The 25,498-nt window shown below is 58.9% G+C and carries 21 protein-coding genes; 8 read left to right on the top strand and 13 right to left on the bottom strand.

Annotated elements, in window-relative coordinates:
• From LVW35_RS08835 to LVW35_RS08815, 5 genes are all read left to right on the top strand, one after another.
• Positions 1 to 930: an ABC transporter substrate-binding protein gene (locus LVW35_RS08835; protein ID WP_233894867.1), complete on the top strand. Its 930-nt coding sequence runs from the start codon at positions 1 to 3 to the stop codon at positions 928 to 930.
• Positions 927 to 2,828, top strand: a complete 1,902-nt coding sequence (locus LVW35_RS08830; RefSeq protein WP_233894865.1) for an ATP-binding protein — start codon at positions 927 to 929, stop codon at positions 2,826 to 2,828. The genes LVW35_RS08835 and LVW35_RS08830 overlap by 4 nt, the downstream gene beginning before the upstream one ends.
• A gap of 249 nt (positions 2,829 to 3,077) precedes the next feature.
• On the top strand, positions 3,078 to 3,593 hold the full coding sequence (gene fabA, locus LVW35_RS08825) for a 3-hydroxyacyl-[acyl-carrier-protein] dehydratase FabA (RefSeq protein ID WP_010211704.1): 516 nt from the start codon (positions 3,078 to 3,080) through the stop codon (positions 3,591 to 3,593).
• A gap of 11 nt (positions 3,594 to 3,604) precedes the next feature.
• Positions 3,605 to 4,825, top strand: a complete 1,221-nt coding sequence (fabB, locus tag LVW35_RS08820; protein WP_010211706.1) for a beta-ketoacyl-ACP synthase I — start codon at positions 3,605 to 3,607, stop codon at positions 4,823 to 4,825.
• 122 nt (positions 4,826 to 4,947) lie between these two features.
• A complete protein-coding gene (locus LVW35_RS08815) occupies positions 4,948 to 6,279 on the top strand; it encodes an IS4 family transposase (RefSeq protein ID WP_233893811.1) in 1,332 nt (443 codons plus the stop codon).
• A gap of 124 nt (positions 6,280 to 6,403) precedes the next feature.
• On the opposite strand, the gene LVW35_RS08810 is transcribed toward LVW35_RS08815, so the two are convergent.
• Both LVW35_RS08810 and LVW35_RS08805 read right to left on the bottom strand, forming a co-directional pair.
• Positions 6,404 to 8,029, bottom strand: coding sequence for a methyl-accepting chemotaxis protein (locus LVW35_RS08810; RefSeq protein WP_233894864.1), 1,626 nt, complete (start codon positions 8,027 to 8,029; stop codon positions 6,404 to 6,406).
• Between the two features lie 95 nt (positions 8,030 to 8,124).
• Positions 8,125 to 9,147: an amidohydrolase family protein gene (locus LVW35_RS08805; protein WP_233894862.1), complete on the bottom strand. Its 1,023-nt coding sequence runs from the start codon at positions 9,145 to 9,147 to the stop codon at positions 8,125 to 8,127.
• A 140-nt stretch (positions 9,148 to 9,287) separates the two neighbouring features.
• Here LVW35_RS08805 and LVW35_RS08800 point away from each other — a divergent pair, with 140 nt between their 5' ends.
• Together LVW35_RS08800 and LVW35_RS08795 are read left to right on the top strand one after the other, a co-directional pair.
• Complete coding sequence (locus LVW35_RS08800) at positions 9,288 to 9,704, top strand: OsmC family protein (RefSeq protein WP_233894860.1); 417 nt, start codon at positions 9,288 to 9,290, stop codon at positions 9,702 to 9,704.
• 64 nt (positions 9,705 to 9,768) lie between these two features.
• Entirely contained in the window at positions 9,769 to 10,635 is an 867-nt protein-coding gene (locus LVW35_RS08795) for a pirin family protein (protein WP_233894859.1), read from the top strand.
• A gap of 99 nt (positions 10,636 to 10,734) precedes the next feature.
• On the opposite strand, the gene LVW35_RS08790 is transcribed toward LVW35_RS08795, so the two are convergent.
• The 4 genes from LVW35_RS08790 to LVW35_RS08775 all read right to left on the bottom strand — a co-directional run bounded on the left by LVW35_RS08790 (position 10,735) and on the right by LVW35_RS08775 (position 14,449).
• Positions 10,735 to 11,463, bottom strand: coding sequence for a dienelactone hydrolase family protein (locus tag LVW35_RS08790; protein WP_233894858.1), 729 nt, complete (start codon positions 11,461 to 11,463; stop codon positions 10,735 to 10,737).
• 66 nt (positions 11,464 to 11,529) lie between these two features.
• A complete protein-coding gene (gene htpG, locus LVW35_RS08785) occupies positions 11,530 to 13,434 on the bottom strand; it encodes a molecular chaperone HtpG (protein WP_233894857.1) in 1,905 nt (634 codons plus the stop codon).
• 89 nt (positions 13,435 to 13,523) lie between these two features.
• Positions 13,524 to 13,976 (bottom strand): PaaI family thioesterase, encoded by a 453-nt coding sequence (locus LVW35_RS08780; RefSeq protein WP_233894856.1) that lies wholly within the window; start codon positions 13,974 to 13,976, stop codon positions 13,524 to 13,526.
• On the bottom strand, positions 13,973 to 14,449 hold the full coding sequence (locus LVW35_RS08775) for a PaaI family thioesterase (RefSeq protein ID WP_233894855.1): 477 nt from the start codon (positions 14,447 to 14,449) through the stop codon (positions 13,973 to 13,975). Before LVW35_RS08775 ends, LVW35_RS08780 begins: the two co-directional genes overlap by 4 nt.
• A 157-nt stretch (positions 14,450 to 14,606) precedes the next feature.
• Here LVW35_RS08775 and LVW35_RS08770 point away from each other — a divergent pair, with 157 nt between their 5' ends.
• Positions 14,607 to 14,858, top strand: a complete 252-nt coding sequence (locus LVW35_RS08770) for a hypothetical protein (protein WP_010211724.1) — start codon at positions 14,607 to 14,609, stop codon at positions 14,856 to 14,858.
• A gap of 89 nt (positions 14,859 to 14,947) precedes the next feature.
• Here LVW35_RS08770 and LVW35_RS08765 read toward each other — a convergent pair whose 3' ends face one another.
• From LVW35_RS08765 to LVW35_RS08735, 7 genes are all read right to left on the bottom strand, one after another.
• Positions 14,948 to 15,685: a DUF599 domain-containing protein gene (locus LVW35_RS08765; RefSeq protein WP_233894854.1), complete on the bottom strand. Its 738-nt coding sequence runs from the start codon at positions 15,683 to 15,685 to the stop codon at positions 14,948 to 14,950.
• 141 nt (positions 15,686 to 15,826) lie between these two features.
• Positions 15,827 to 17,140, bottom strand: a complete 1,314-nt coding sequence (gene brnQ / locus LVW35_RS08760) for a branched-chain amino acid transport system II carrier protein (RefSeq protein WP_233894853.1) — start codon at positions 17,138 to 17,140, stop codon at positions 15,827 to 15,829.
• A gap of 370 nt (positions 17,141 to 17,510) precedes the next feature.
• On the bottom strand, positions 17,511 to 18,392 hold the full coding sequence (gene sucD, locus LVW35_RS08755; protein WP_003233233.1) for a succinate--CoA ligase subunit alpha: 882 nt from the start codon (positions 18,390 to 18,392) through the stop codon (positions 17,511 to 17,513).
• Entirely contained in the window at positions 18,392 to 19,558 is a 1,167-nt protein-coding gene (gene sucC / locus LVW35_RS08750; RefSeq protein ID WP_016979559.1) for an ADP-forming succinate--CoA ligase subunit beta, read from the bottom strand. Before sucC ends, sucD begins: the two co-directional genes overlap by 1 nt.
• A 205-nt stretch (positions 19,559 to 19,763) precedes the next feature.
• On the bottom strand, positions 19,764 to 21,200 hold the full coding sequence (lpdA, locus tag LVW35_RS08745; RefSeq protein ID WP_233894851.1) for a dihydrolipoyl dehydrogenase: 1,437 nt from the start codon (positions 21,198 to 21,200) through the stop codon (positions 19,764 to 19,766).
• Positions 21,201 to 21,308: 108 nt separating this feature from the next.
• The gene (gene odhB / locus LVW35_RS08740; protein ID WP_233894850.1) at positions 21,309 to 22,532 is read right to left on the bottom strand and encodes a 2-oxoglutarate dehydrogenase complex dihydrolipoyllysine-residue succinyltransferase; all 1,224 of its coding nucleotides are present in this window, start codon (positions 22,530 to 22,532) and stop codon (positions 21,309 to 21,311) included.
• A gap of 44 nt (positions 22,533 to 22,576) precedes the next feature.
• Positions 22,577 to 25,408, bottom strand: coding sequence for a 2-oxoglutarate dehydrogenase E1 component (locus LVW35_RS08735; protein ID WP_233894848.1), 2,832 nt, complete (start codon positions 25,406 to 25,408; stop codon positions 22,577 to 22,579).
• Positions 25,409 to 25,498 lie beyond the last annotated feature (90 nt).

Below are 25,498 nucleotides of genomic sequence, written 5' to 3'. Positions count from 1 at the left end.
ATGGGCGACTCGTCACGGATGACCTGCTTCTTTATCACCGCGCTCTGGCGACGCACGCTGCTGCTCGTGTGCCTGTTATTGACCGCGCCGGCCTGGAGCGCCGACATCCTGCTGACGGCCGCCGAAGACAGTGCCGGCGTCCAGTCCTTCGCCCAGGCCCTGGCCCAGCAACGCCCCGAAGACCGCGTCACCTTCACGCTCCTCAAGGACTTGCCGACACCCGGCCGGTTGCCGGCCAACACCCGTCTGATCTTGCTGGACCTGCCCGGCCTCGACTGGCGCCTGCAAGAGCCTCAGGGTCCGCCGACCCTGGTGCTGCGCATCAGCCGCCTCCAAGCCCATCAACGCCTGGGCAGCATGCCGCACCCACGCATCAGCCTGCTGTGGAGCGACCCACCGCTGGGGCGTCAATTGCGCCTGATCGCCAGCATCCTGCCCCAGGCGCGGCGCATCGGCGTGCTCTACGGCACCGACAGTGAATTCCTCCTGCCCGAGCTGCGCCAGCACGCCACGCCGCTGGGCCTGGAGATCGTGCCCCAGCTCTGGGACAACATTAATGACAGTCGGCCATTGCAAAACCTGTTCAGGAACAGTGATGTACTACTCGGCCTCGACGACCCGCAGCTGTACAACCCGAAAACCGCGAAGAACCTGCTGCTGAGCAGTTATGCCCAGCAATTGCCGCTGATTGGCCCGAATGCAGGATTTGTAAAGGCCGGCAGCCTGGCCAGCACCTACAGCGACCAGGCCGACTGGCTGGCGGTGCTCGACGGCCTGCTCGACCATTCGCCGGCCAACTGGCCACGCACGCTCTACCCGGAACACTTCAAAGTCGTGGGCAACGCGCAAGTCGCGCGCTCACTGGGGATCGAACAGGTGGACGAAGCCAGTGTCGCCACCCGATTGGCCGAAGGAGAAAAACGCCCATGACCTTGCGTCGTCGTTGGGACATCAACACCCGCACCCAGCTCATCACCCTGGGCCCGGCGCTGTTGCTGACGTTGCTGTTGATCAGCTTCTTCACCTTCGTCCGAATCCAGGACCTGCGTCAGGAACTGGATCACACCGGCCAACTGATCGCCAACCAGCTGGCGCCCGCCACCGAATACGGGGTGATTTCCGGCAACAATGATGTGCTCGAAAGCCTGTTGCGCGCCACACTGGCCACGCCCCATGTGCGTTTCCTGGAAATCCAGGACAGCAGCGAGAACATCCTGGTGTATGTCGAGCAACCGTCGGAGAAGCACGACCGCTCACTGTCGGTGAAAGTGTTCCAGGCACCGATTCGCCTGCAACATATCCAGCTGGGGAATGATTTCTTCCAGGACAACCTCAACGAACCCAAGGCCCCGCGGGCGGACTACCTGGGCCGGGTGATCGTCGGCATGTCCAACGACGCGTTCAGCCAACGCCAGCAGGAGATCCTGTTCAAGGCCGGCATTCTCGCGCTGTTCGCCCTGCTGTTTACCTTCCTGCTCGCACGGCGTCTGGCCGCCAGCCTGTCCCAGCCGATCAGCGCCATGGGCCACGCAGTGAAGGCGATCCAGCAAGGCGACTACAAGACGCCGCTGCCGATTGTGGATGACTCGGAGCTGGGCGACCTGTCGCGGCACATCAACAACCTCGCCGAGGGCCTCAACCAGGCCAGTCGCGAGCAGCAGCAGGCCATGGCCCAGTTGATCCAGACCCGCGAAGAAGCCGAGCGCGCCAACAACGCCAAGTCGGATTTCCTGGCGATGATGAGCCATGAGCTACGCACGCCCATGAACGGCGTGCTGGGCATGTTGCAGTTGCTGGAAACCACCGAGATGACCGAGGAGCAGAGCGAATACGCGGCGCTGGCCTCCGAATCCACCGAGCACTTGCTCAAGGTCATCAACGACATTCTCGACTTCTCGCGTATCGAACGCGCCGCCCTGGAACTGGAGCATATTCCGTTCAACCTGGTGGACCTGATCAACAACTGCGCCCAGGCCTTCCAGCACAGTGCGCAACAGCGTGGTTTGGCGCTGAAGCTGTCGATTCCGCAAGGGATGGACGCGGTGCGGGTGCAGGGTGACCCCACGCGGATCCGCCAGATCCTGGTGAACCTGATCGGCAATGCACTGAAGTTTACCGAGCACGGCAGCGTCAGCGTCGAGCCCCATTGGCAGACCCTCGACCATCAATTGGTGTGGTTCACCTGCACCGTGCGCGACAGTGGCATCGGGATTTCCGCCGAACGCCTGGAGGCGATGTTCGATGCTTTCCAGCAGGCGGACAGTTCCATTTCAAGACGTTACGGCGGCACCGGCCTGGGCCTGCCCATCGCCCGCACCCTGGCCGAACGCATGGGTGGCACCTTGCGTGCCCAGAGCGAAGAAGGCCGCGGTTCGGTGTTCACCCTGGAAATCCCGCTGGCCATCGACCAGCACAACGTGCCCGCCACTGCCAGTGACGCCGACGGCAAAACCAACGCGGGCAATGGCCGCCATGTGCTGCTGGTGGAAGACAACCCGGTCAACCGCACGGTGGTCGAGGCCATGCTGCGCAGCCTGGGGTTTGAAGTGAGCCTGGCCACCGACGGTGCCGAAGCGATCCGCAGCGCTGAAAGCCTGATTTTCACCGCAATCCTGATGGATTGCCGACTGCCGCTGATCGACGGTTATGAAGCCACCCGGCAGATTCGCCAGTTGCCGGGCTGCGCCGACCTGCCGATCATCGCCCTCACCGCCAACGCCTTGCAGGGTGACCGAGAAGCCTGTTTGGCAGCGGGAATGAACGATTACCTGGCCAAGCCGTTCAAACGCACGGATTTGCAGCAAATCCTGCAGCGCTGGGTGCAATAGCGCCGCGCCATCAGCCAACTCCGACTGGCGTGAAAGGCGAAAGTGCGGCAGTCTTAGGCACCCGAACGGGCCGATAAACAGGCTCGGTTTAAATTTTCAGTGAACAAGTGTACATTCAATGCCTTGCCGCTGTGACTTTCACTACAACGCAATAGTCTATGTGTAGGCTGCCGACATGAGGCATGAACGCTTCATTCGGTTCGGGAAGATTTACCCTACCCTGCCGCATGGGATTATTGAGGAGCTCGCATGACCAAACAAAACGCCTTTACTCGGGAAGACCTGCTGCGCTGCAGTCGCGGTGAGCTGTTCGGCCCAGGTAACGCGCAACTGCCCGCCCCGAACATGCTGATGGTGGATCGCATCACCCATATCAGCGAAGAGGGTGGCAAGTACGGCAAAGGTGAATTGGTCGCCGAGCTGGATATCACCCCGGACCTGTGGTTCTTCGCCTGCCATTTCGAAGGCGACCCAGTGATGCCAGGCTGCCTGGGCCTTGACGCCATGTGGCAGCTGGTCGGTTTCTTCCTTGGCTGGCAAGGTCTGCCGGGCCGCGGTCGCGCCCTGGGTTCGGGCGAAGTGAAGTTCTTTGGTCAGGTCCTGCCGACCGCCAAGAAAGTCACCTACAACATTCAAATCAAACGCGTCCTCAAGGGCAAGCTGAACCTGGCCATCGCCGATGGTTCGGTGAGCGTCGACGGTCGCGAGATCTATACTGCCGAAGGCCTTCGGGTCGGCGTATTCACATCCACTGACAACTTTTAAGGGTTATCCGCATGCGCCGCGTCGTTATCACTGGTCTGGGCATTGTTTCTTGCCTGGGCAATGACAAAGAGACCGTCACCGCTAACCTGCGTGCAAGTCGCCCTGGCATCCGCTTCAACCCGGAATATGCCGAAATGGGTCTGCGTAGCCAGGTTTCCGGCTCCATCGACCTGCCTCTCGAAGAACTGATCGATCGCAAGATCTATCGCTTCGTCGGCCACGCTGCCGCCTACGCCTACCTGGCGATGAAAGACGCGATCGCCGACTCCGGCCTGAGCGACGACCAGGTCTCGAACGTACGCACCGGCCTCATCGCCGGCTCGGGCGGCGCATCGACCCTCAACCAGATGGAAGCGCTGGACATCCTGCGCGAAAAAGGCGTGAAGCGTGTTGGCCCGTACCGTGTCACCCGAACCATGGGCAGCACTGTATCGGCCTGCCTGGCCACGCCGTTCCAGATCAAGGGCGTGAACTACTCGATCTCTTCCGCCTGCGCCACCAGTGCTCACTGCATCGGTACTGCCGTTGAGCAGATCCAGCTGGGCAAGCAGGACATCGTGTTCGCCGGCGGCGGTGAAGAAGAGCACTGGAGCCAGTCGTTCCTGTTCGACGCCATGGGCGCACTGTCCACCCAATACAACGAAACCCCGGAAAAGGCCTCCCGCGCCTACGACGCCAAGCGTGACGGTTTCGTCATCGCCGGCGGTGGCGGCATGGTGGTGGTCGAGGAGCTGGAACACGCTCTGGCCCGTGGTGCCAAGATCTACGCGGAAATCGTCGGCTACGGCGCCACTTCCGACGGCTATGACATGGTTGCGCCAAGCGGTGAAGGCGCCATCCGTTGCATGCAGATGGCCATGTCCACCGTAGATACCCCGATCGACTACCTGAACACCCACGGCACCTCGACCCCGGTCGGCGACGCCAAGGAAATGGAAGGCGTGCGTGCGGTATTCGGCGACAAGGCTCCGGCCATCAGCTCCACCAAGAGCCTGTCCGGTCACTCCCTGGGCGCCGCCGGCGTTCACGAAGCGATCTACTGCCTGCTGATGATGGAAGGCAACTTCATGGCCGGTTCGGCCAACATCGACGAGATTGATCCGGTGGTGGCTGACATGCCGATCCTGACCAAAACCGTTGAAAACGCAAAAATCGACACCGTGATGAGCAACAGCTTCGGCTTTGGTGGCACTAACGCCACCCTGGTGCTGAAACGCTGGCAGGGTAAATAAACCCCGCAGGCCGATCACATGAAAAAGCCCTGACTGGTTCGTAATGCTGTTCACTTAAGCATTTGAGCTAAAGCGAGGCTTCCTGGAAAATCCGATGCCAGACCTCTGGCATCGGATTTTTTATGTCTGTTCAACAGGACCTGCTCGACCTCGGCGACCTTTTCAACTTCTGCGACCTAAGCACTTTCACCCAGAACATCCCCATAGAATGGGTTGCGTCTGCGCTGGATCTATCCAGTCAGGCCACTATTCGTCGGCGTCGCTTGCCCGCCGATCAGGTACTTTGGTTGGTGCTTGGCATGGCGTCGTTTCGTAATGAGCCTGTTCATGAGGTCGCTAGACGGTTGAACATTTGCGCTCAAGGCCTCGCTTGCGACCACTTGTTGGCCCGAAGCGGTGTCACTGAAGCCCGCAAGCGACTAGGGGCCGATCCAGTTGAGTGGTTATTCCGTAAAACCGGCACTCAATGGGGCTCGGAGCGCTACAACGAGGACGACTGGCACGGTTTGCAGGTCTTCGCGGTGGACGGTGTGCTCTTGCGCACACCGGACACACCCGAGCTTCGAGATCATTTCGGGTCAGGAAATACGCCCAGTGATCGTCAGACTCCCTTCCCCATGATGCGCTTGGTAGCGCTAATGAATGTGCGTTCGCACTTAATCCTGGATGCACAATTAGGGCCTTACCGGCGCAGTGAAATGCGCTTGGCCGACGAGTTTTTGCAGCAAGTCCCCGATCACTCCGTGACGCTATTCGATAAAGGATTTTGGGGCGCAGAAATGCTGTTGAGCCTGAGTAACACCGGAACCCATCGTCATTGGTTGATTCCCGCCAAAAAAGGCATGGTCTGTGAAGAAGTGATCCGTTACGGCGAGCACGACCGCTTGGTGCGCATGAAGGTCTCACCGCAAGCCAGAAAGAGAAATCCGGCTCTTGGTACCCATTGGGAAGCCCGTGAAGTCAGCTATGAAATCCAAGGCAGAGTAAAAACGGTCATGACATCGTTGCCAGCCAACACCTACAGCACCAAGGTCGTTGCCAAACTCTATCAGGAGCGCTGGGAAATCGAGTTGGGCTTCAGGGATATCAAAAGCTCCATGCAGCAGAATGCTGTGACCTTGCGTAGTAAGAGAGTCGACTTGGTCTATCAGGAAGTGTGGGGGCTTTTGCTGGCTTACAACGTGATTCGGCGGGAGGCTGGTCAAGCAGCAGTAGCGTTTGGTCGTGCACCGTCGGATATACGCTTTAAGCCGGTCTGCCAATACATTGCCGTGCAGTTGATCGTGATGGCAGCAGCCAATCCGGTTTCAGCTACAGGAAGACGCTTGGCGGAATTGAGGAAAGGTATTGGCGGATTGTTTCTGGATCACCGCCCCAGACCTGCGAGGCCAAGGACGGTGAAGATCTCAAAGACCCGGTTTCCAGTGGACCGTAAGGCTGCTCCGCTTAAGTGAACAGCATTATGACTGGTTCGGGGCTTTTTACTTTCAGAGCTATCAGTTTTAAGCCTCAAGCCGCAGGAAAAAGGCAATCCGACCACTTGCAGCTTGTCACTTGAAGCTTGCAACTGCTTCTGTACTACACCGAAAACCGCGCCACCAGGGTGTTCAGGTCTACCGCCAACCGCGACAACTCCTGGCTCGCTGCACTGGTCTGATTCGCCCCCGTCGACGTCTGGTGCGCCAAATCGCGAATGTTCATCAAATTGCGATCCACCTCCCGTGCCACCGCCGCCTGTTGCTCCGATGCGCTGGCGATCACCAGGTTGCGTTCATTGATCAAGGTGAATGCCGAGGCAATTTCCTCCAGCGCCGTGCCCGCCGACTTGGCGATATCCAAGGTCGAGCGCGCCCGCGTATTGCTCTGCTGCATCGAGCTGACCGCCTGATCAGTGCCATGCTGGATCCCACCGATCATTTGCTCGATTTCCTGGGTCGACTGCTGGGTGCGATGAGCCAGGGCCCGCACTTCATCGGCCACCACCGCAAACCCACGCCCGGCATCCCCAGCCCGCGCCGCTTCAATCGCCGCGTTCAGCGCCAGCAGGTTGGTCTGCTCGGCAATCGAGCGGATCACGTCCAGCACCTTGCTGATGCCATAGACCTTCTGTGCCAAGTCTTCGACCTGCGTCACATTGTCGGTCACGTCAGTGGCCAGCGCCTCGATCGACACCACCGTCTGGTGCACCTGTTCGCGCCCATGCTGGGCAATGCGGTCGGACTCGCGGGATGCCTGGGACGTGGCCACCGCGTTGCTCGCCACCTCCTCCACCGCCACGGTCATCTGGTTCACCGCCGTGGCGGCCTGCTCGATTTCTTGATTCTGTTGATACAAGCCACGCGTGGCATCTTCGGTCACGCAACTGAGTTCTTCCGAGGCGGATGCCAATTGGTTGGAAGACTCGGAGATACGCCGGATAGTGTCACGCAAGTTCTCCTGCATGCCCTTGAGGGCCTGCTGCAGGCGCGCCGGCTCGTCGTTGCCACTGATGCTGATTTCTCCCGTCAGATCGCCACTGGCTACACCTTGGGCCACTTTCAACGACTGCGCCAGTGGCAGCACGATGCTACGCGTCAGCCATACCGCCAGGCCAATGGTGATCAGCGCCGTGAGCACGATCATGCCGACCACCCAGCTGCGCGACTGGCTGAACACGCTCTGCGCCAGACTGGCCGCCTGGTTGGCACTGGCTTTGTTGAGGCTGACCAGTTCGTGCAGGGTCGTGGCCATTTCATCGGCGAGCTGATTCATCTCACCGTTGACCACTTTGATCGCGTCTTCCAACCGGTTGGCCTTGGAAAAACCCATGACCTGCTCCTGGAGTTGCAGGTATTGCTGCTCTTGGGCCTTGAAGCGATCAAACAGCGCGCGCTCCTCTGGTAGCACAACCAGCGCCTCGTAGAGAGTCTGCGCATGATGCAGGCCGCTTTTCAGGTCGCTCAGCTTCTGCTCGTTCTGCGCCAGCGCCTGGGGATCGCGGTTGACCAGCAGGCGCAAGGTCAGCGCACGAATGCGCAGCAGGTCCTGGCTCATCTGCCCCACCGCCATCACGCTGGGCAGCCAGTTGTTCTCCACCTGATCCGACTGCTGGCGCATATTGGCCATCTGCAACAGGGCGAAGCCGCCCAGGGCAAACACCATCAACGCCAATACGCCAAACCCCAAGCCTGCACGCGGGGCGATATTCAGACTTCTGATACTCATGCCTTGGCTCCTTCCAAATGCGCTGCATCCATTTGCAGCTGGCTCTTGAAAGGTATCGGCACGTTACTGCCTTTGCGTAAGACGAAAACGCGATATCAACGCACCGCACTATCGCGGGTAGCTTTAGGCAGGATCGCCAGGAAGTTGTCCCGCGCCACCTTGTGCGCAACGTCCTCTGGCAGGGCATCAAGGAACGGGTCGAAGCGGCGCATTTCCTTACCGAGTTTGTTGAACCGTCCTACGACGTCCGAACCCAGCATAAAACGCTCTGGGAAGCGCTCCACCAGTTTTAACCACTCCGGGCGGGGCTGACCTGCGTCATCCAGCATATACGGCGTAAGCATGCTCCAGGACAGGTCGATGTACAGGTTGGGATAGGCCTCCAGCAGGCGGCTCAACGTGGGCAGCAAAAAGTCCATCTGCACCTGGTGACGATGGATTTCCTTGCTGGTGCCGGCGTGGGCCCAGATAAAGCGGGTGTGCGGATGGTTGCGCAGTGGCTCCTCGACTTCAGCCAGGTAAAGCGGGTTGCGCTCGCGTTTGGAGGTGATGTTGGAGTGCAGCATCACCGGCAGGTCGTTTTCCGCCGCCAAATGATAGATGCGCGTCATGGCTTCGTTATTGGCGCGCGGGGTGTCGCCGGCGGTGATGGCCGTGAGGTCGTCATGGCGGGTGAAGACTTCGCCGATGCCCTGCCACAACCCGGGATTGAGGTCGAGCATGCGCTGGATATGGGCATCCGAGTTCTTATCGTTGGGGTTGAAGCCCGATAGAAACGGATGAAAGTGCTGGCGCTGCTCAGGGGACAGTTTGTTGACCGCTGCGGCGACAATCACATCGGTGGCGCTGTACCAATAGGCATCGGCGTCGTCACCGGCGTAATAGCGTGGACGCTTGGGTTCGTCTTCGTGCCATTTCTTCGCGACCGGAATGCCGGAAATCATCACGTGCTCAATGCCGTTGTCAGCCATGGCCTTGAGCAGCTTGTCCATGCCCGCAGTTTCCTGGAAGAAATCCACGTAATGCAGATGCGCATCGCTGTAGGCATACTCGCGGGCCTGCGCAGCAAGGCTGCTGGCGGCGAGCAACAGGGCGAGCGTCAGACGGGTCCAGGACACGGTAAAACCTCGATAAGGGCTGATACGGGTAGACCTTGCGCGCCGTGCGAGGGTTCATCCGGCAAAAAACGCGGAACACCGAAGTGCCAGCATGCTCTATAACTGCATGACCTTCATCCTGCCACCCTGTGAGGTTTACCATGCCTGTTACCGTCAACACCCTGAACCAGGATAACTTTCGCCATAGCGTCAACATCAACCACCATGAGTTGTTCACCGACCTGCCCAAAAGCCTGGGCGGCGACGACTCGGCGCCCTCCCCCCATGACTACTTCGACGCTGCGCTGGCCTCGTGCAAAGCCCTGACCCTTAAACTGTATGCGCAAAAAAAAGACATTCCGCTGACCGGCGTGACCGTGGAAGTCACCCATGACGCTGCCGAGGAGCAAAAGGGCAAATACACACTCAACGTCAAGCTGACGCTCAAGGGCGTGCTCACCGACGAGCAACGCGACGAACTGCACCGCGTGGCGGATCGCTGCCCGGTGCACAAGCTGATGACCACCGCCGACGTCACCATTGAGACAAAACTATCGGAAGGCGCCTTCAGCCAATAGCGGCAACATCCTACCGAGCGGGTTATGCTCAGCAGCATCTAACCCGCTCAGACTGGGACGCACCATGACTACCCTCACCGTGATCCGCCCTCGCCCCGAAGATGTCGAAGGTCAACCGATCCTGCGCCCACTGCCGTCGCGGGAATGCCGCAGCGTCGGGCCGTTTGTGTTCTTCGACCATATGCTACTCACCCGCTATGAACCGGGCGATGGCATGAACATCCGCCAGCATCCGCATATCGGGCTGTCGACCCTTACCTATTTGTTTGAAGGTGCGTTGCAGCACAAGGACAGCCTGGGGTCGGACCAAGTGGTGCAGGCCGGCGACGTCAGCTGGATGACTGCCGGCAGCGCGATTGCCCACGTCGAACGTACACCCGAGGCGCTCAAGGCCAGCAGTTTCAGCTTGCATGGGTTGCAAGTGTGGCTGGCATCGCCCAAGGACCATGAGACGGGGCCCGGACACTACAGCCATCACCCCGCGGCGAGCCTGCCGGTAAGTGACAACCTGGGCGTGCAGATCCGCTTGATCGCGGGCAATGGGTTCTGCCTCAAGTCGCCGGTGCCAGTGCTGTCGCCCACGCTGTATGCCGAGGTGCGCATGCAAACGGCCACGACGCTGCTGATTCCGGATGAACATGAGGAACGCGCAGTGTATGTGCTGGAGGGTGAGGCGCAATTGGATGGCGAAACACTGGAAGTACACAGCCTGGTGGTATTGCCCGCCGGACAGGAGATGACGCTGTTCGCCGAGAGCAATTGCCACTTGGTGGTGTTTGGCGGCGCGACGCTGGAGGGGCCACGGCGGATCAACTGGAATTTTGTCGCGAGTGATCCAGCGGTAATTGAACAAGCCAGGCAACGCTGGGCGGCTGGGGATTGGCCGACGGTGCCGGGTGAGTCTGAAAGAATTGAGTTGCCGGTGAGATAGCATTCGCGAGCAAGCCCGCTCTCACACTTTGATTTGTGAACGCCATCAAATGTGGAAGCGGGCTTACTCGCGAAAAGGCCAGCACAAACGCTGAAGCCATCAGCCCTGGAACACTTCATCCAACAAATCATGCATCGACTTGAACGCACGCTTGGCCGTTTTCGCGTCATACATCATCTTGCCCGGCACATTCGCATGCGGGTCGGTGAAGGAATGCACCGCGCCGCCGTAGCTCAGCAGTTGCCAATCCACACCGGCCGCGTTCATTTCATCTTCGAACGCCGGCAGTTGCTCTTTAGGGACCAACGGGTCAGAAGCGCCATGCAGCACCAGCACTGAGCCCTTGATGTTCTTCGCGTCCGCCGGGTTTGGCGTGTCGAGGGTGCCGTGGAACGAGACGGCAGCCTTGACCGGCGCACCGGTACGCGCGAGTTCCAGGGAGCAGCAACCGCCGAAGCAGAAACCAAAGGTCGCCAGTTTCGAGGTATCAACCGCTGCCTCAGTTTGGCCCTGCAGCTGCTCGAAGGCCGCCTGCATGCGCTTGTTCAACAACGCACGGTCGTTCTTCAACGGCATCATCGCCGCACCGGCTTCATCGCCATTCGACGGACGGACGGTCTGCCCGTACAGGTCGGCGATCAGCACCACGTAGCCTTTGCTGGCGACGCTCTTGGCGATCTCTTCGGCACCCGCACTCACTCCCATCCAGTTCGGCGCCATCAGCAGGCCCGGCAGCGGGCCCTTGTGGCTGGCATCGAACGCGAGACGGCTTTCGTAAGACTGGCCATCAATCTGATAGCCCACGGAACGTACTGTGACTTGGCTCATCATTTACTCCAGTTGAGGTGCACTAGAACGAAAAAACCCGCCGAAGCGGGTTTTTCTACGTCAGGGTCAAACCGACAGTTCAACCAACAGCTTGTTCAGGCGGCGCACATAGGCGGCCGGGTCTTTCAAGCTGTCGCCAGCGGCCAGGGCCGCCTGGTCGAAGAGGATGTGCGACAGGTCGCCAAACCGCTCTTCGCTTTGCTCGCCGTCGAGTTTCTCGATCAGCGGGTGAGCCGGGTTGAATTCGAAGATCGGCTTGGAATCCGGCACTTTCTGGCCGCTGGCCTCGAGGATCTGGCGCATTTGCATGCCCAAGTCCGCTTCGCCGATGGCCAGGATCGCCGGGGAGTCGGTCAGACGGTGGGAAACCCGCACTTCGCTGACAGCCTCGCCCAGGGACGCCTTGATCCGTTCAACCAGACCCTCTTTGGCCTTGGCGACTTCTTCGGCTTCTTTCTTCTCTTCTTCGGAGTCCAGGTTACCCAGGTCCAGGTCACCACGGGCCACGTCGACGAAGGATTTGCCGTCGAACTCGTTGAGGTAGCTCATCAGCCACTCATCGATACGGTCGGTCAGCAGCAGCACTTCGATGCCTTTTTTGCGGAAGACTTCCAGGTGCGGGCTATCTTTGACAGCGTCGTACTTCTCGCCGGTCAGGTAGTAGATCTTGTCCTGACCTTCCTTGGCGCGCGCCAGGTACTCGGCCAGCGATACATTTTGCTCGCCGTCGTCACCCTGAGTGGAGGCAAAACGCAGCAAGCCAGCGATTTTTTCTTTGTTGGCAAAATCTTCCGCCGGGCCTTCTTTCATGACCTGGCCGAAGTTTTTCCAGAAGCCTTTGTATTGCTCAGGCTCGTTCTTCGCCAGTTTTTCCAGCATGTCGAGTACACGCTTGGTCAGCGCCGACTTCATGGAGTCGATGATCGGGTCTTTCTGCAGGATTTCCCGCGACACGTTCAGCGACAGGTCGTTGGAATCGACCACACCCTTGATGAAGCGCAGGTACAGCGGCAGGAACGATTCCGCCTGGTCCATCACGAACACGCGCTGTACGTAGAGCTTCAGGCCTTTTGGCGCTTCACGCTGGTACAGGTCGAACGGAGCACGGGCCGGTACGTAGAGCAGCGAGCTGTATTCCAGCTTGCCTTCGACCTTGTTGTGGCTCCAGCTCAGCGGGTTTTCGTAGTCGTGACCGATGTGCTTGTAGAACTCCTGGTATTCCTCGTCCTTGATCTCGGTACGCGGACGGGTCCACAGCGCGCTGGCGCGGTTGACCACTTCCCATTCCTGGGCCGGGGCCTCTTCACCTTCGGCAGCGGTCTGTTCTTTCGGCAGCTCGATCGGCAGAGCGATATGGTCGGAGTACTTCTTGACGATATTGCGCAGGCGCCAGCCATCGGCGAATTCGTCTTCACCGGATTTCAGGTGCAGCACGATACGGGTGCCACGGTCAGCCTTGTCGACGGTGGCGATTTCGAATTCGCCCTCGCCTTTGGACGACCAGTGCACGCCGTCGCTGGCGTCAAGGCCTGCACGGCGGCTGAACACTTCCACTTTGTCGGCCACGATAAAGGCGGAGTAAAAACCCACGCCGAACTGACCGATCAAGTGCGAATCTTTCTTCTGGTCGCCCGAGAGGTTCTTCATGAAATCGGCGGTGCCGGATTTGGCGATGGTACCCAAATGGGTAATCGCGTCTTCGCGGCTCATGCCAATACCGTTGTCTTGGATCGTGACGGTCTTGGCGTCCTTGTCGAAGCTCACACGGATTTTCAGTTCGGCGCCACCTTCCAGCAACTCAGGCTTGGACAGGGCTTCGAAACGTAATTTGTCGACAGCGTCAGAGGCGTTCGAGATCAATTCGCGAAGGAAGATTTCCTTGTTGGAATACAGCGAATGGATCATGAGGTGCAGCAGTTGCTTCACCTCGGTCTGGAAGCCCAGGGTTTCCTTTTGAGTTTCCACACTCATGGTCATCAAACTCCAATTGGATGGCAGTGGCCGCGCCCTTGAGGGTTGGCGGCGGGTTGTCATCAGAGTTGGGGACTAAGACCAGGATTTCAAGGGCGGTCCGGTTCCTCGATCTTGAAATGCGCTCGGGCGGTGGCGATGGGCTCTGCGGCCGTGCTTTGCCAGGCAGTGATCGCCACATTGGCTACTCGTCGGCCTTGGCGCCACACCTGGCATTTGGCGTAGGTGTCGCGGAACTGGCCGGCGCGCAGGTAATCCAGGGAAAAATCGATGATTTTCGGGGTACCCGGCGCGCCGGTGAACACCAGCAGATGCAGCGCCGCCGACAGCTCCATAAAGCCCGCAATCACCCCACCGTGCAGCGCCGGCAATATGGGGTTACCAATATTGTCCCTGTTGGCCGGCAGCCGAAACAACAACTCATCCCCAAGCCGGGTGCATTCGATGCCTATCAGCTTGGCGTAAGGGATCAGGTTGAGCAGCGCCTCGTAATCACCGCGCTCATGGGCCTGTTCAAGGCGGGTCTTGAATCGGTGCGTCATGCGTGCTCTCCCTTTATCGCGCTACCCAATCCTTGCGTGCCCTTGAGGCGTTTACCCATGCGCATGAACGTGCCCACCACATGGGCGATGGGTTGCTGGGGGTCATCCTGGTAGGCAAAGCCGCGGGTGAAGATCACGTCGGTGGTCACCCGGTAGCATTGGGCGAAGCCATACACGGGTTTGTGCGGCGCGGCGGGATGCATGTAGTCAACGCGCAGGTCAAGGGTCGGGCACACTTCAAATTCCGGCAGCACACACAGAGTGGCCATGCCACAGGCAGTATCCATCAGGGAGGTCAGCGCGCCGCCGTGGATCACGCCTGACTGGGGATCGCCGACCAAATGCGGGGCGTAGGGCATGATCAAGGTGATGCCTTCTTCACTGGCCTGATGAGCGGTAATGCCCAGCACCTGACAATGGCGCAAGGCCGAAACAAAGCGCGCCGCGCGCTCTAACAGGGGATTTTCGGTCATTCGTTCCAGACTCTTATTAGTGTTGATTCGCAAAAGTGGTGGGGCGGGCAAAAGTTCCGGTTAGTCAGGGATTTATATATCTATGGAATAAAAGGAACTAATGCCGAACCGCCATGCTCGAAAGGCCAGTAGATATCTTCAATAAGGAGAAACACCCATGCGCAAGACTTTAGCTATTTCCATGATGCTCGCCGCTGCCCTCGGTCTCGCTGCCTGCGACAAAAAATCCGAAGACAAAGCCCAAGACGCCGCCGCGCACTCTGAGCAAGCTCAGAAAGATATGGCGAAGGCTCAGGATAAAGTGAACGACGCTGCGAAAGAAAACGCCGATGCTGCCAAAGCTCAGGCTGAATCGAACGAAGCCGCAGCAAAAGAAGCAGCACCTGCTACCCCTGCCACCGGTTCTTGAGACCGCGGCTTGAAATAGCCTGGCTGCAAAAAGAAAGCCCGCTTAGATAGCGGGCTTTACTTTGTCTGGTTTTTTATTTGACGGCTTAGTTAACCCAATTCTTTAGCCGGTTCCGGCGGCGGTGTGTCCGTCTGCGTATACACCATCACCTGCAGCACGTCGGAATGAAACTCCCGCCGATACAGCACCAACACCACCCCACTGCTCATCAACATGAACAACCAGGGGCTGACAAACCACGCCAGCATGGTCATGCCGAAGTAATAAGAGCGCAGGCCGAAGTTGAACTGGTTGGCGGCCATGGAGATCACCCGCGCCGCGCGCAGCGCAAATGCATTGCGCTCCTGCTCCGACACATGCCGCTCACCAATCATCGGCGCCGAACCCACCAGCACCGCCGCAAAGTTGTACTGGCGCATGCACCAGCTGAATGTGAAGAACGCATAGACGAACACCAGCGCCAGGCACAGTAGTTTAATCTCCGACATGCCCTGGGAGGCCTGTTGCACCATCGGGATATCGGCCAGCAACGACACCGCACGCTCCGAAGCGCCGAGCACGGTGAGAATGCCGGCGAGGATGATCAGAGTGCTGGAGGCGAAGAATGAGGCGTTGCGCTCCAGGTTGCCGATCACACTGGCATCGGCGATGCGGTTGTCGCGCAGCAGCATGCGGCGCATCCAATCTTCGCGATACAGATGCAGCACGCTGGCCAGGCAGGCGGTGTCGCGGGCTTTCCAGGTGGCATAACGGGTGTAGCCACCCCAACACAACACGAACCAAAGGGCGGCGAGCAGGTGGATCTGATTGGTTTCGACGAACGACATGCGGGTCCTTTGCAGAAAGAGGGCTAAAAAGCTTTTGCGTCAGTTCGACGTTAGCGCACAGAAAAAGACACTGCCCTTTACCCATAAAAAATGCCCCGTATCGATTGATACGAGGCATTTCAGTACAGCGGGAAACGTGGGTTAAGCGATGGCTTCGCTGCGCTTACCGAGCATACGGTCAACCACAAACGCCACGGCCAGCGTCATCACCGATGGCACCAGCCATGCCAGGCCCTGCTCACTCAGCGGCAGGTTCGTTAACTGCGCAGGCATCCAATCCGCCAGGCCCGCGCCCTTGAGTGCGTCAATGCTGCCGAAGATGAACGACACCAGCATTACCGGGCCGACAATGCGGCCCTGTTCCAGCCAGAAGTCTTTGCAGAAGCTCAACGCCACCAGCACGATACACGGCGGGTAGATCGCAGTCAGGACTGGGATCGAGAAGGCAATCAGCTTGGTCAAGCCCAGGTTGGACACGAACAACGAGAACAGCGCGAGGATCACCACCAGGGTCTTGTAGGACAGCGGCAGGATTTTGCTGAAGTACTCGGCGCAGGCGCAGGTCAGGCCCACGGCGGTGACCAGGCACGCCAGGGAGATCAGCACCGCCAGGAAGCCACTGCCCAAGGAGCCGAAGGTGTGTTGCACATAGGCGTGCAGCACCGCAGCACCGTTACTGGCACCGGCCGCCACAGCATGGCTGCCCGAGCCCAGACGAAACAGGCTGATATACACCAGGGCCAGGCCCACGCCGGCGATCAGCCCGGCAATGATGGCGTAGCGGGTAATCAGCTTCGGCGACTCGACGCCACGGGAGCGAATGGCATTGACGATCACGATGCCAAATACCAGGGCACCCAGGGTATCCATGGTCAGGTAACCATTGATGAAGCCCTGGGAGAACGGCGCAGCCACGTATTCCGGGGTGGCGACGCCCACTTCACCGGCCGGCAAGGCAAATGCGGCGATACCCAGAATGGCCAACGCAATGATCTTCAGCGGCGCCAGGAAGCGCCCTACGGTGTCCAGCAGTCGCCCTGGGTACAGGGAAACAAAGAACACCACCAGGAAATACACCGAACTGTAGAGGAACAGCGCCAGCGGGCTCTCGCCGGTCAGCGGCGCCAGGCCCACTTCAAAGGACACGGTCGCCGTACGCGGGGTGGCGAACAGCGGCCCTACCGCCAGATACGCCGCCGCCGCCAGCAGGCCACCGGCGATCTTGCCGATCGGGCTGCTCAACGCGTCCATCCCGCCACCAACCTTGGCCAGGGCGATCACAGTCACCACCGGCAAACCCACGGCGGTGATCAGAAAGCCCAGCGCTGCCATCCAGACGTGAGGCCCGGACTGCAATCCAACGATAGGCGGGAAGATGATGTTGCCGGCGCCCACGAACAGGGCAAACGTCATAAAGCCCAACGCCAGGATGTCCTGGCTTTTCAACACTTTCATTTGAGGAAATACCACACTACTGAATCGGAATTTAGAGAGGGATTCCCTATGGATGAGGGAAATGCTGCCGACCCTTATGGGAGCCGACCGGTCTAGCGCGGGGCTTCCTTTTGGGATGCGCACGCATAAAGAGGCGGCTAGGTTACAGAATCGGGCTGACAAACGCACTGTTGCGGGGCGCACTGTCCGATAAGCGACATCTTAATGTCGTGTTTTTGTAAGAGCAGCGACAAGTGGTGAGCTGCAAATGCCAAGAAATCGCATGCTCTCTTCTTGCAACTTGAAGCTTGCCGCTTATAGCTGTCCTTAAACGCACAAAGGCCACCCGAAGGTGGCCTTTGTGTGGTGAAGCGTCAGCTAAGCGCGAAGCTTACTTGACAGCCCAACCGGTCAGCTCGGCCAGGGCCTTGCCGATGTCTGCCAGCGAACGCACGGTTTTTACGCCTGCATCTTGCAGTGCAGCGAATTTCTCGTCTGCAGTGCCTTTGCCGCCAGAGATGATTGCGCCAGCATGGCCCATGCGCTTGCCAGCAGGGGCAGTCACACCAGCGATGTAGGAAACAACCGGCTTGGTCACGTGTGCCTTGATGTAGGCAGCCGCTTCTTCTTCAGCCGAACCGCCGATTTCACCGATCATCACGATCGCTTCGGTCTTCGGGTCTTCCTGGAACAGCTTCAGGATGTCGATGAAGTTCGAGCCTGGGATCGGGTCACCGCCGATGCCGACGCAAGTCGACTGACCGAAACCGGCGTCAGTGGTCTGCTTCACAGCTTCGTAGGTCAGGGTACCGGAACGGGAAACGATACCGACTTTACCTGGCAAGTGAATGTGACCTGGCATGATGCCGATCTTGCATTCGCCTGGGGTGATCACGCCTGGGCAGTTAGGGCCGATCAGGACTACGCCCAGCTCGTCGCACTTAACTTTAGCGTCCAGCATATCCAGGGTAGGAATGCCTTCGGTGATGCAGACGATCAGCTTGATACCGCCGAATGCCGCTTCCAGGATAGAGTCTTTGCAGAAAGGCGCTGGAACGTAGATCACGCTGGCGGTAGCGCCAGTTTTCTCTACAGCATCCTTGACGGTGTTGAACACTGGCAGACCCAGGTGCTCGGTGCCGCCTTTGCCTGGAGTTACGCCGCCAACCATCTTGGTGCCGTATTCGATGGCTTGCTGGGTGTGGAAACTACCTTGCGAACCGGTAATACCCTGGCAGATAACTTTGGTGTCTTTATTGATCAGGACGCTCATTATTTGCCCTCCGCAGCTTTGACAACTTGTTGAGCAGCGTCGGTCAGGCTGGTAGCCGCGATGATGTTCAAACCGCTTTCCGCCAGTACTTTAGCGCCCAGTTCAGCGTTGTTACCTTCAAGGCGAACAACAACCGGGATTTTAACGCCAACTTCTTTCACTGCACCGATGATGCCTTCGGCAATCATGTCGCAACGAACGATGCCGCCGAAGATGTTGACCAGTACTGCAGCGACGTTGGAGTCGGACAGGATGATCTTGAAAGCTTCGGTTACGCGTTCTTTGGTAGCACCACCGCCCACGTCGAGGAAGTTGGCTGGTTTGCCGCCATGCAGGTTGACGATGTCCATGGTACCCATGGCCAGGCCAGCACCGTTGACCATGCAACCGATGTTACCTTCCAGGGCTACGTAGTTCAGTTCGAACTTCGCAGCGTGCGCTTCGCGCGGATCGTCTTGCGACGGATCGTGGAAAGTCTTCAGCTTAGGCTGACGGTACATGGCGTTGGCGTCGATGTTGATCTTGGCATCGAGGCAGTGCAGATCGCCGTCAGCCTTGATCACCAGCGGGTTCACTTCCAGCAGGGCCAGATCGTGATCCTGGAACAGTTTGGCCAGACCTACGAAGATCTTGGCGAACTGGGCAACTTGCTTGCCTTCCAGACCCAGCTGGAAAGCCAGCTCGCGACCCTGGAATGGCTGAGCGCCAACCAGTGGATCGATAGTGGCTTTCAGAATTTTTTCTGGGGTTTCTTCGGCGATCTTCTCAATGTCCACGCCACCTTCGGTGGAAGCCATGAACACAATGCGACGGCTCGAACGGTCAACGACAGCGCCCAGGTACAGCTCTTTAGCGATATCAGTGCACGATTCAACCAGGATCTTGGTGACTGGCTGGCCATTGGCATCAGTCTGGTAAGTCACCAGACGCTTGCCCAGCCACTGCTGTGCGAAGGCCTTGGCGTCTTCTTTGCTGCGAACCAGCTTAACGCCGCCCGCTTTACCGCGACCACCGGCGTGGACCTGGGCTTTGACAACCCACTCGCTGCCGCCGATTTTGTCGCAAGCTTCTGCTGCTGCTTCCGGGGTGTCTACTGCGTAGCCCTTGGAAACTGGCAGGCCGTATTCAGCGAACAGCTGCTTACCCTGATACTCGTGAAGATTCATGCTTTTTACCGTCTTCGTTAGGTACTGCGCATTCGGCGCTGCGCTCATTATGAGTGCCGCGCCACCTGTGACTGCTGCTTGCGCAACTTGCGGGGCTCAAAGGCCCGTAAAGCTGCGCAAGGCTGCGTCCAGCGGATATTCCGCGGTGAGTCTTGCGCGCAAGGCTCACGACGGGCAACTCCGCCGTGGTTTCTTATTATCTCGCTTAGCGCTTCTTGCGGTTGGCGACGTGGATGGCACCGCCATTCACGGCCAACGCTGCTTCGTGCAACGCTTCGGACAGGGTCGGATGGGAGAAGACCATCATGCCCAGGTCTTCGGCACTGGTGCCGAATTCCATACCGATTGCGCCTTGCTGTACCAGCTCTGCAGCGCTTGGGCCAATCACGTGGACGCCCAATACGCGGTCAGTCTTGGCATCAGCGATGACTTTGACAAAACCACCGGTGTCGTTGGCTGCCATGGCACGGCCAGAAGCGGCGAACGGGAAGGTGCCGACGTTAACTTCAACGCCTTCAGCTTTCAACTGCTGTTCGTTCTTGCCGACCCATGCGATTTCCGGGTGGGTGTAGATAACCGATGGGATCAGGTCGTAGTTCATCTGGGTTTTGTGGCCCTTGATGCGCTCGACAACCATGATGCCTTCTTCGGAAGCCTTGTGCGCGAGCATCATGCCACGAACCACGTCACCGATGGCGTAGACACCCGGCACGGTGGTCGCGCAGTGATCGTCAACGTGGATGAAACCACGCTCGTCGATGTTCACGCCGCTGTCGGAAGCCAGCAGGTCGGTGGTCACTGGACGGCGCCCCACGGCTACGATCAGCTTGTCGAAAGTGATGGTTTTTTCACCATCCTTGTCGGTGTAGTTAACCACGACTTCTTCGCCGTTGACTTTCGAGCCGGTCACGCGAGCGCCCAGCTTGATGTCCAGACCTTGTTTGGTCAGGGTTTTCAGCGCTTCTTTCGAAACAGCGGTGTCGGCAGCCAGCAAGAACGTGTCCAGGGCTTCCAGCACGGTGACTTCGGAACCCAGGCGGGACCATACCGAACCCAGTTCCAGGCCGATCACGCCAGCACCGATCACGCCCAGGCGCTTAGGCACCGCTTGGAATTCCAAGGCCCCGGTCGAGTCAACGATCACATTCTGGTCCACTGGAGCAGGCGGGATGTCGATTGGACGCGAGCCCGGCGCCAGGATCACGTTCTCGGCTTCGATGATTTCGGTCGAGCCGTCTGGCTTGGTGATTTCAACTTTCTTGCCGGCCAGCAGCTTGCCGTGGCCTTGCAGGGAAGTCACGCCGTTGGCCTTGAACAAGGTAGCAACGCCGGAAGTCAGCCCCTTAACAATGTTGGCTTTACGGCTGACCATTGCTGGCACGTCCATGGTCACGCCAGCATGGTTGATGCCGTGGATCGCGAAGCCGTCCTGGGCTTCGTGGAATTTCCAGGAGCTGTCCAGCAGCGCCTTGGAAGGAATGCAACCGACGTTCAGGCAAGTACCGCCCAGCGCCAGTTTGCCTTCCTTGTCGGTGTATTTTTCGATGCAAGCAGTCGAGAGGCCCAGTTGTGCGGCCTTGATCGCGGCAACGTAGCCGCCAGGACCTGCACCAATCACTACAACGTCAAATTTCTGTGTCATAAAAAGGTTCCCTTTTTAGCTGCAAGCTAGAAGCTGCAAGCTACAAGTTGAAGCACCGATCGCTCGCTTTGAGCTTGGAGCTTGCAGCTTGAAACTTGCAACTGCTTTTTAGATATCCAGAAGAAGACGAGCCGGGTCTTCCAGCAGGTTCTTGATGGTCACCAGGAAAGTCACGGCTTCTTTACCGTCGATCAGGCGGTGATCGTACGACAGCGCCAGGTACATCATCGGGCGGATCACAACTTGGCCGTTGATGGCCATCGGACGCTGGATGATGTTGTGCATGCCCAGGATCGCGGCTTGTGGCGGGTTGACGATCGGGGTCGACATCATCGAACCGAAGGTACCACCGTTGGTGATGGTGAAGGTACCGCCGGTCATCTCGTCGATGGTCAGCTTGCCGTCACGGGCTTTCTTGCCGAAGCCGGCGATGCCGCCTTCGATTTCAGCCAGACTCATCAGCTCGGCATTACGCAGTACCGGAACCACCAGGCCACGGTCGCTGGACACGGCGACGCCGATGTCTGCGTAGCCGTGGTAAACAATGTCGCCGCCGTCGATGGAAGCGTTGACCGCAGGGAAGCGTTTCAGCGCTTCGGTGGCCGCTTTCACGAAGAACGACATGAAGCCCAGGCGCACGCCGTTATGGCTCTTCTCGAAGAGATCCTTGTACTTCGAACGCAGGGCCATGACTTCGGTCATGTCCACTTCGTTGAAGGTGGTCAGCATCGCCATATTCGACTGTGCTTCAACCAGACGCTTGGCCACGGTGGCACGTACGCGGGTCATCGGCACGCGCTTCTCGGTGCGGTCGCCAGCGGCGAACACCGGCGCAGCGGCAGCCGGGGCAGCAGCCTTGGCGGGTGCGGCAGCCGGAGCATTTTTCTTGGCCTCAACAGCAGCAACCACGTCTTCCTTGGTGATGCGACCGTCTTTGCCGGTGCCTTTTACGGACGCCAGGTTGATGCCGTTCTCTTCAGCCAGCTGACGAGCAGCCGGTGCAGCGATCGGGTCTTCAGCGCCAGCAGCCGGTGCGGCAGCAGGAGCGGCAGCGGCGGTTGGTGCAGCAGCGGCCGGAGCAGCGGCAGCAGCACTGCCCTCTTCGATCGAGCCCAGCACTTGGTTCGACAGGACGGTAGCGCCCTCTTCAGCCACGATAGCGCCGAGCACGCCGTCCGCTTCGGCCAACACTTCCAGCACGACTTTGTCGGTTTCGATGTCAACGATCAGGTCGTCACGCTTTACAGCATCGCCTGGTTTCTTGTGCCAGGTGGCAACGGTGCCATCGGCAACCGATTCCGGGAATGACGGGGCTTTGATTTCGATAGCCATTATCTGTGGGTCCTTAAAATTCGGTTTCAGTCAGCGCGAAGGCGTTAAACAGTGAAAGCATCTTGCAGCAGTTTTTCCTGCTGCTCGGCGTGCATCGACGCATAACCACATGCAGGTGCAGCAGAAGCGTCACGACCGGCGTACTCCAGGCCCAGGGCCTTGTTGTGGTTGCCGATGCTGCGACGCAGGTGATGCTGGCTGCTGTACCACGCGCCCTGGTTCATCGGTTCTTCCTGGCACCAAACCACATTCTTGAGGTTGGTATAAGGCGCGATGGCCTCCATCAGGTCGTCTTCCGGGAACGGGTAAAGCTGCTCGATACGCACGATGGCGATGTCTTCGCGGCCTTCGGCACGACGTTTTTCCAGCAGGTCGTAGTAGACCTTGCCGCTGCACAGGACCAGGCGAGTCACTTTTGCCGCGTCCAGCGCGTCAATTTCCGGGATCACGGTCTGGAACGAACCATCCGCCAGATCTTCCAGGGTCGAGATGGCCAATTTATGACGCAGCAACGACTTCGGTGTCAGCACTACCAGCGGCTTGCGCAGCGGACGGATCACCTGGCGACGCAGCAAGTGGTAGATCTGGGCCGGGGTAGTCGGCACGCACACCTGGATGTTGTGCTCGGCGCACAGCTGCAGGTAACGCTCCAGACGGGCCGACGAGTGCTCTGGGCCCTGACCTTCGTAACCGTGCGGCAGCAGCATGGTCAGGCCACACAGGCGACCCCACTTGTGCTCGCCGCTGGTGATGAACTGGTCGATAACCACTTGGGCACCGTTGGCGAAGTCGCCGAACTGGGCTTCCCAGATCACCAGCGCGTTTGGCGTGGTGGTCGAGTAACCGTATTCGAACGCCAGCACGGCCTCTTCGGACAGGAACGAGTCGTACAGGTCGAAACGTGGCTGGCCTTCGTACAGGTGCTTCAACGGAACGTAGGTGCTTGCGTCTTTCTGATTGTGCAGAACCGCGTGACGGTGCGAGAACGTACCACGGCCGATGTCCTGGCCGGTCATGCGGATCGGGTGACCTTCGAACGCCAGGGTCGCGTATGCCATGGTTTCAGCATAACCCCAGTTGATAGGCAGGCCACCGGCTTGCATCTTCTGACGGTCTTCGTAGATCTTCGCCACCTGGCGCTGCACCACGAAACCTTCAGGAATTTCCAGCAGCTTGGCGGACAATTCCTGCAAGGTCTTCAGATCGAACGACGTATCGTGACGCGCAGTCCAGGCGTGGCCCAGATACGGACGCCAGTCAACGAACAGCTCTTTGTTTGGTTCTTTAACCAGGCTTTTAACGACATGCAGCCCATTGTCCAGCGCGTTGCGGTATTCATCGACTTTTGCCTGAACACGCGCATCGTCAACCACACCGGCCTTGATCAGGCTTTCGGCGTACAGCTCACGGGTGGTGCGCTGCTTGGTGATCTGCTGGTACATCAACGGCTGGGTGCCGCTTGGTTCGTCGGCTTCGTTGTGACCACGACGGCGGTAGCAAACCAGGTCGATGACCACGTCACGCTTGAACTGCATGCGGTAGTCGACAGCAAGTTGGGTCACGAACAGTACGGCTTCCGGGTCATCGCCATTCACATGGAGGATCGGCGCCTGGATCATCTTGGCAACGTCGGTCGCGTATTCGGTGGAGCGCGCGTCCAGCGGATTGCTGATGGTGAAACCGACTTGGTTGTTGATGACGATGTGAACGGTACCGCCGGTCTTGAAGCCGCGAGTCTGCGACATCTGGAAGGTTTCCAGGACCACGCCTTGACCGGCGAATGCCGCGTCACCGTGGATGGAAATCGGCAGGACCTTCTCACCGGTGGTGTCGTTACGACGATCCTGGCGAGCACGCACCGAACCCTCGACCACTGGAGAAACGATTTCCAGGTGGGATGGGTTGAACGCCATGGCCAGGTGAACTTCACCACCGGTGGTCATTACGTTGGACGAAAAGCCCTGGTGGTATTTAACGTCACCGGAACCCAACTCGACCTTCTTCTTGCCTTCGAACTCGTCGAACAGCTCACGCGGGTTCTTGCCGAAGGTGTTGACCAACACGTTCAGGCGACCACGGTGGGCCATGCCGATGACGATTTCCTTGGTGCCGTAGGAACCGGAACGCTGGATCAGCTCGTCGAGCATCGGGATCAGGCTTTCGCCGCCTTCCAGGCCAAAACGCTTGGTGCCCGGGTATTTGGTACCCAGGTATTTTTCCAGGCCTTCGGCAGCGGTGACGCGCTCGAGCAGGTGGCTGCGTACGTCGGCGGACAGCACCGGACGACCACGCACACCTTCCAGGCGATGCTGGAACCAGTGGCGTTGCTCGGAATCGGTGATGTGCGTGAACTCAGCGCCGATGGTGCGGCAATATGTCTGCTGCAACGCTTCGTGAATTTCGCGTAGGCTCGCTTCCTCTTTGCCGATGAACAGGTCGCCGGCACGGAAGGTCGTATCAAGATCGGCATTGGTCAAGCCGTAATGATTGATCGACAGGTCAGCAGGTGCAGGACGCTGCCAGAGCCCCAGCGGGTCAAGCTGGGCCGCCTGGTGGCCGCGCATCCGGTAGGCCTGGATCAATCGCAATACTTCAACTTGCTTCTTCTCGTGCTCACTGCTCACGCTGCCGGCGGAAACCGGTTGGGCGCGGCGCTGGTTCTTTGCCAGCAGCACAAACTGATCGCGAATTGTTGCGTGCGATACATCGGTGGCAGCGTTGCCGTCTGAAGACAACGTCTGAAATTTGGTGCGCCATTCTTCTGGCACAGCGTTAGGGTCGTGCAGGTAGAGCTCATAAAGCTCTTCCACATAGGCAGCGTTACCACCTGAAAGATAGCCGCTGTTCCACATGCGCTGCATCACGCTTTCTTGCATGCTTGGTCACCCTCGATTTGGGGACACCACCGGCGAAAACACCGAGTCTGCTTGCAAAAGGCCAAGTGCAGCGACCAAAACAAGCCACTT

Origin of the sequence: Pseudomonas sp. HN11, from assembly GCF_021390155.1 — a bacterium.
GTDB lineage: Bacteria > Pseudomonadota > Gammaproteobacteria > Pseudomonadales > Pseudomonadaceae > Aquipseudomonas.
Note: the sequence above shows the minus strand (reverse complement) of the source record. Positions and strands in the feature narration are given on the sequence as shown.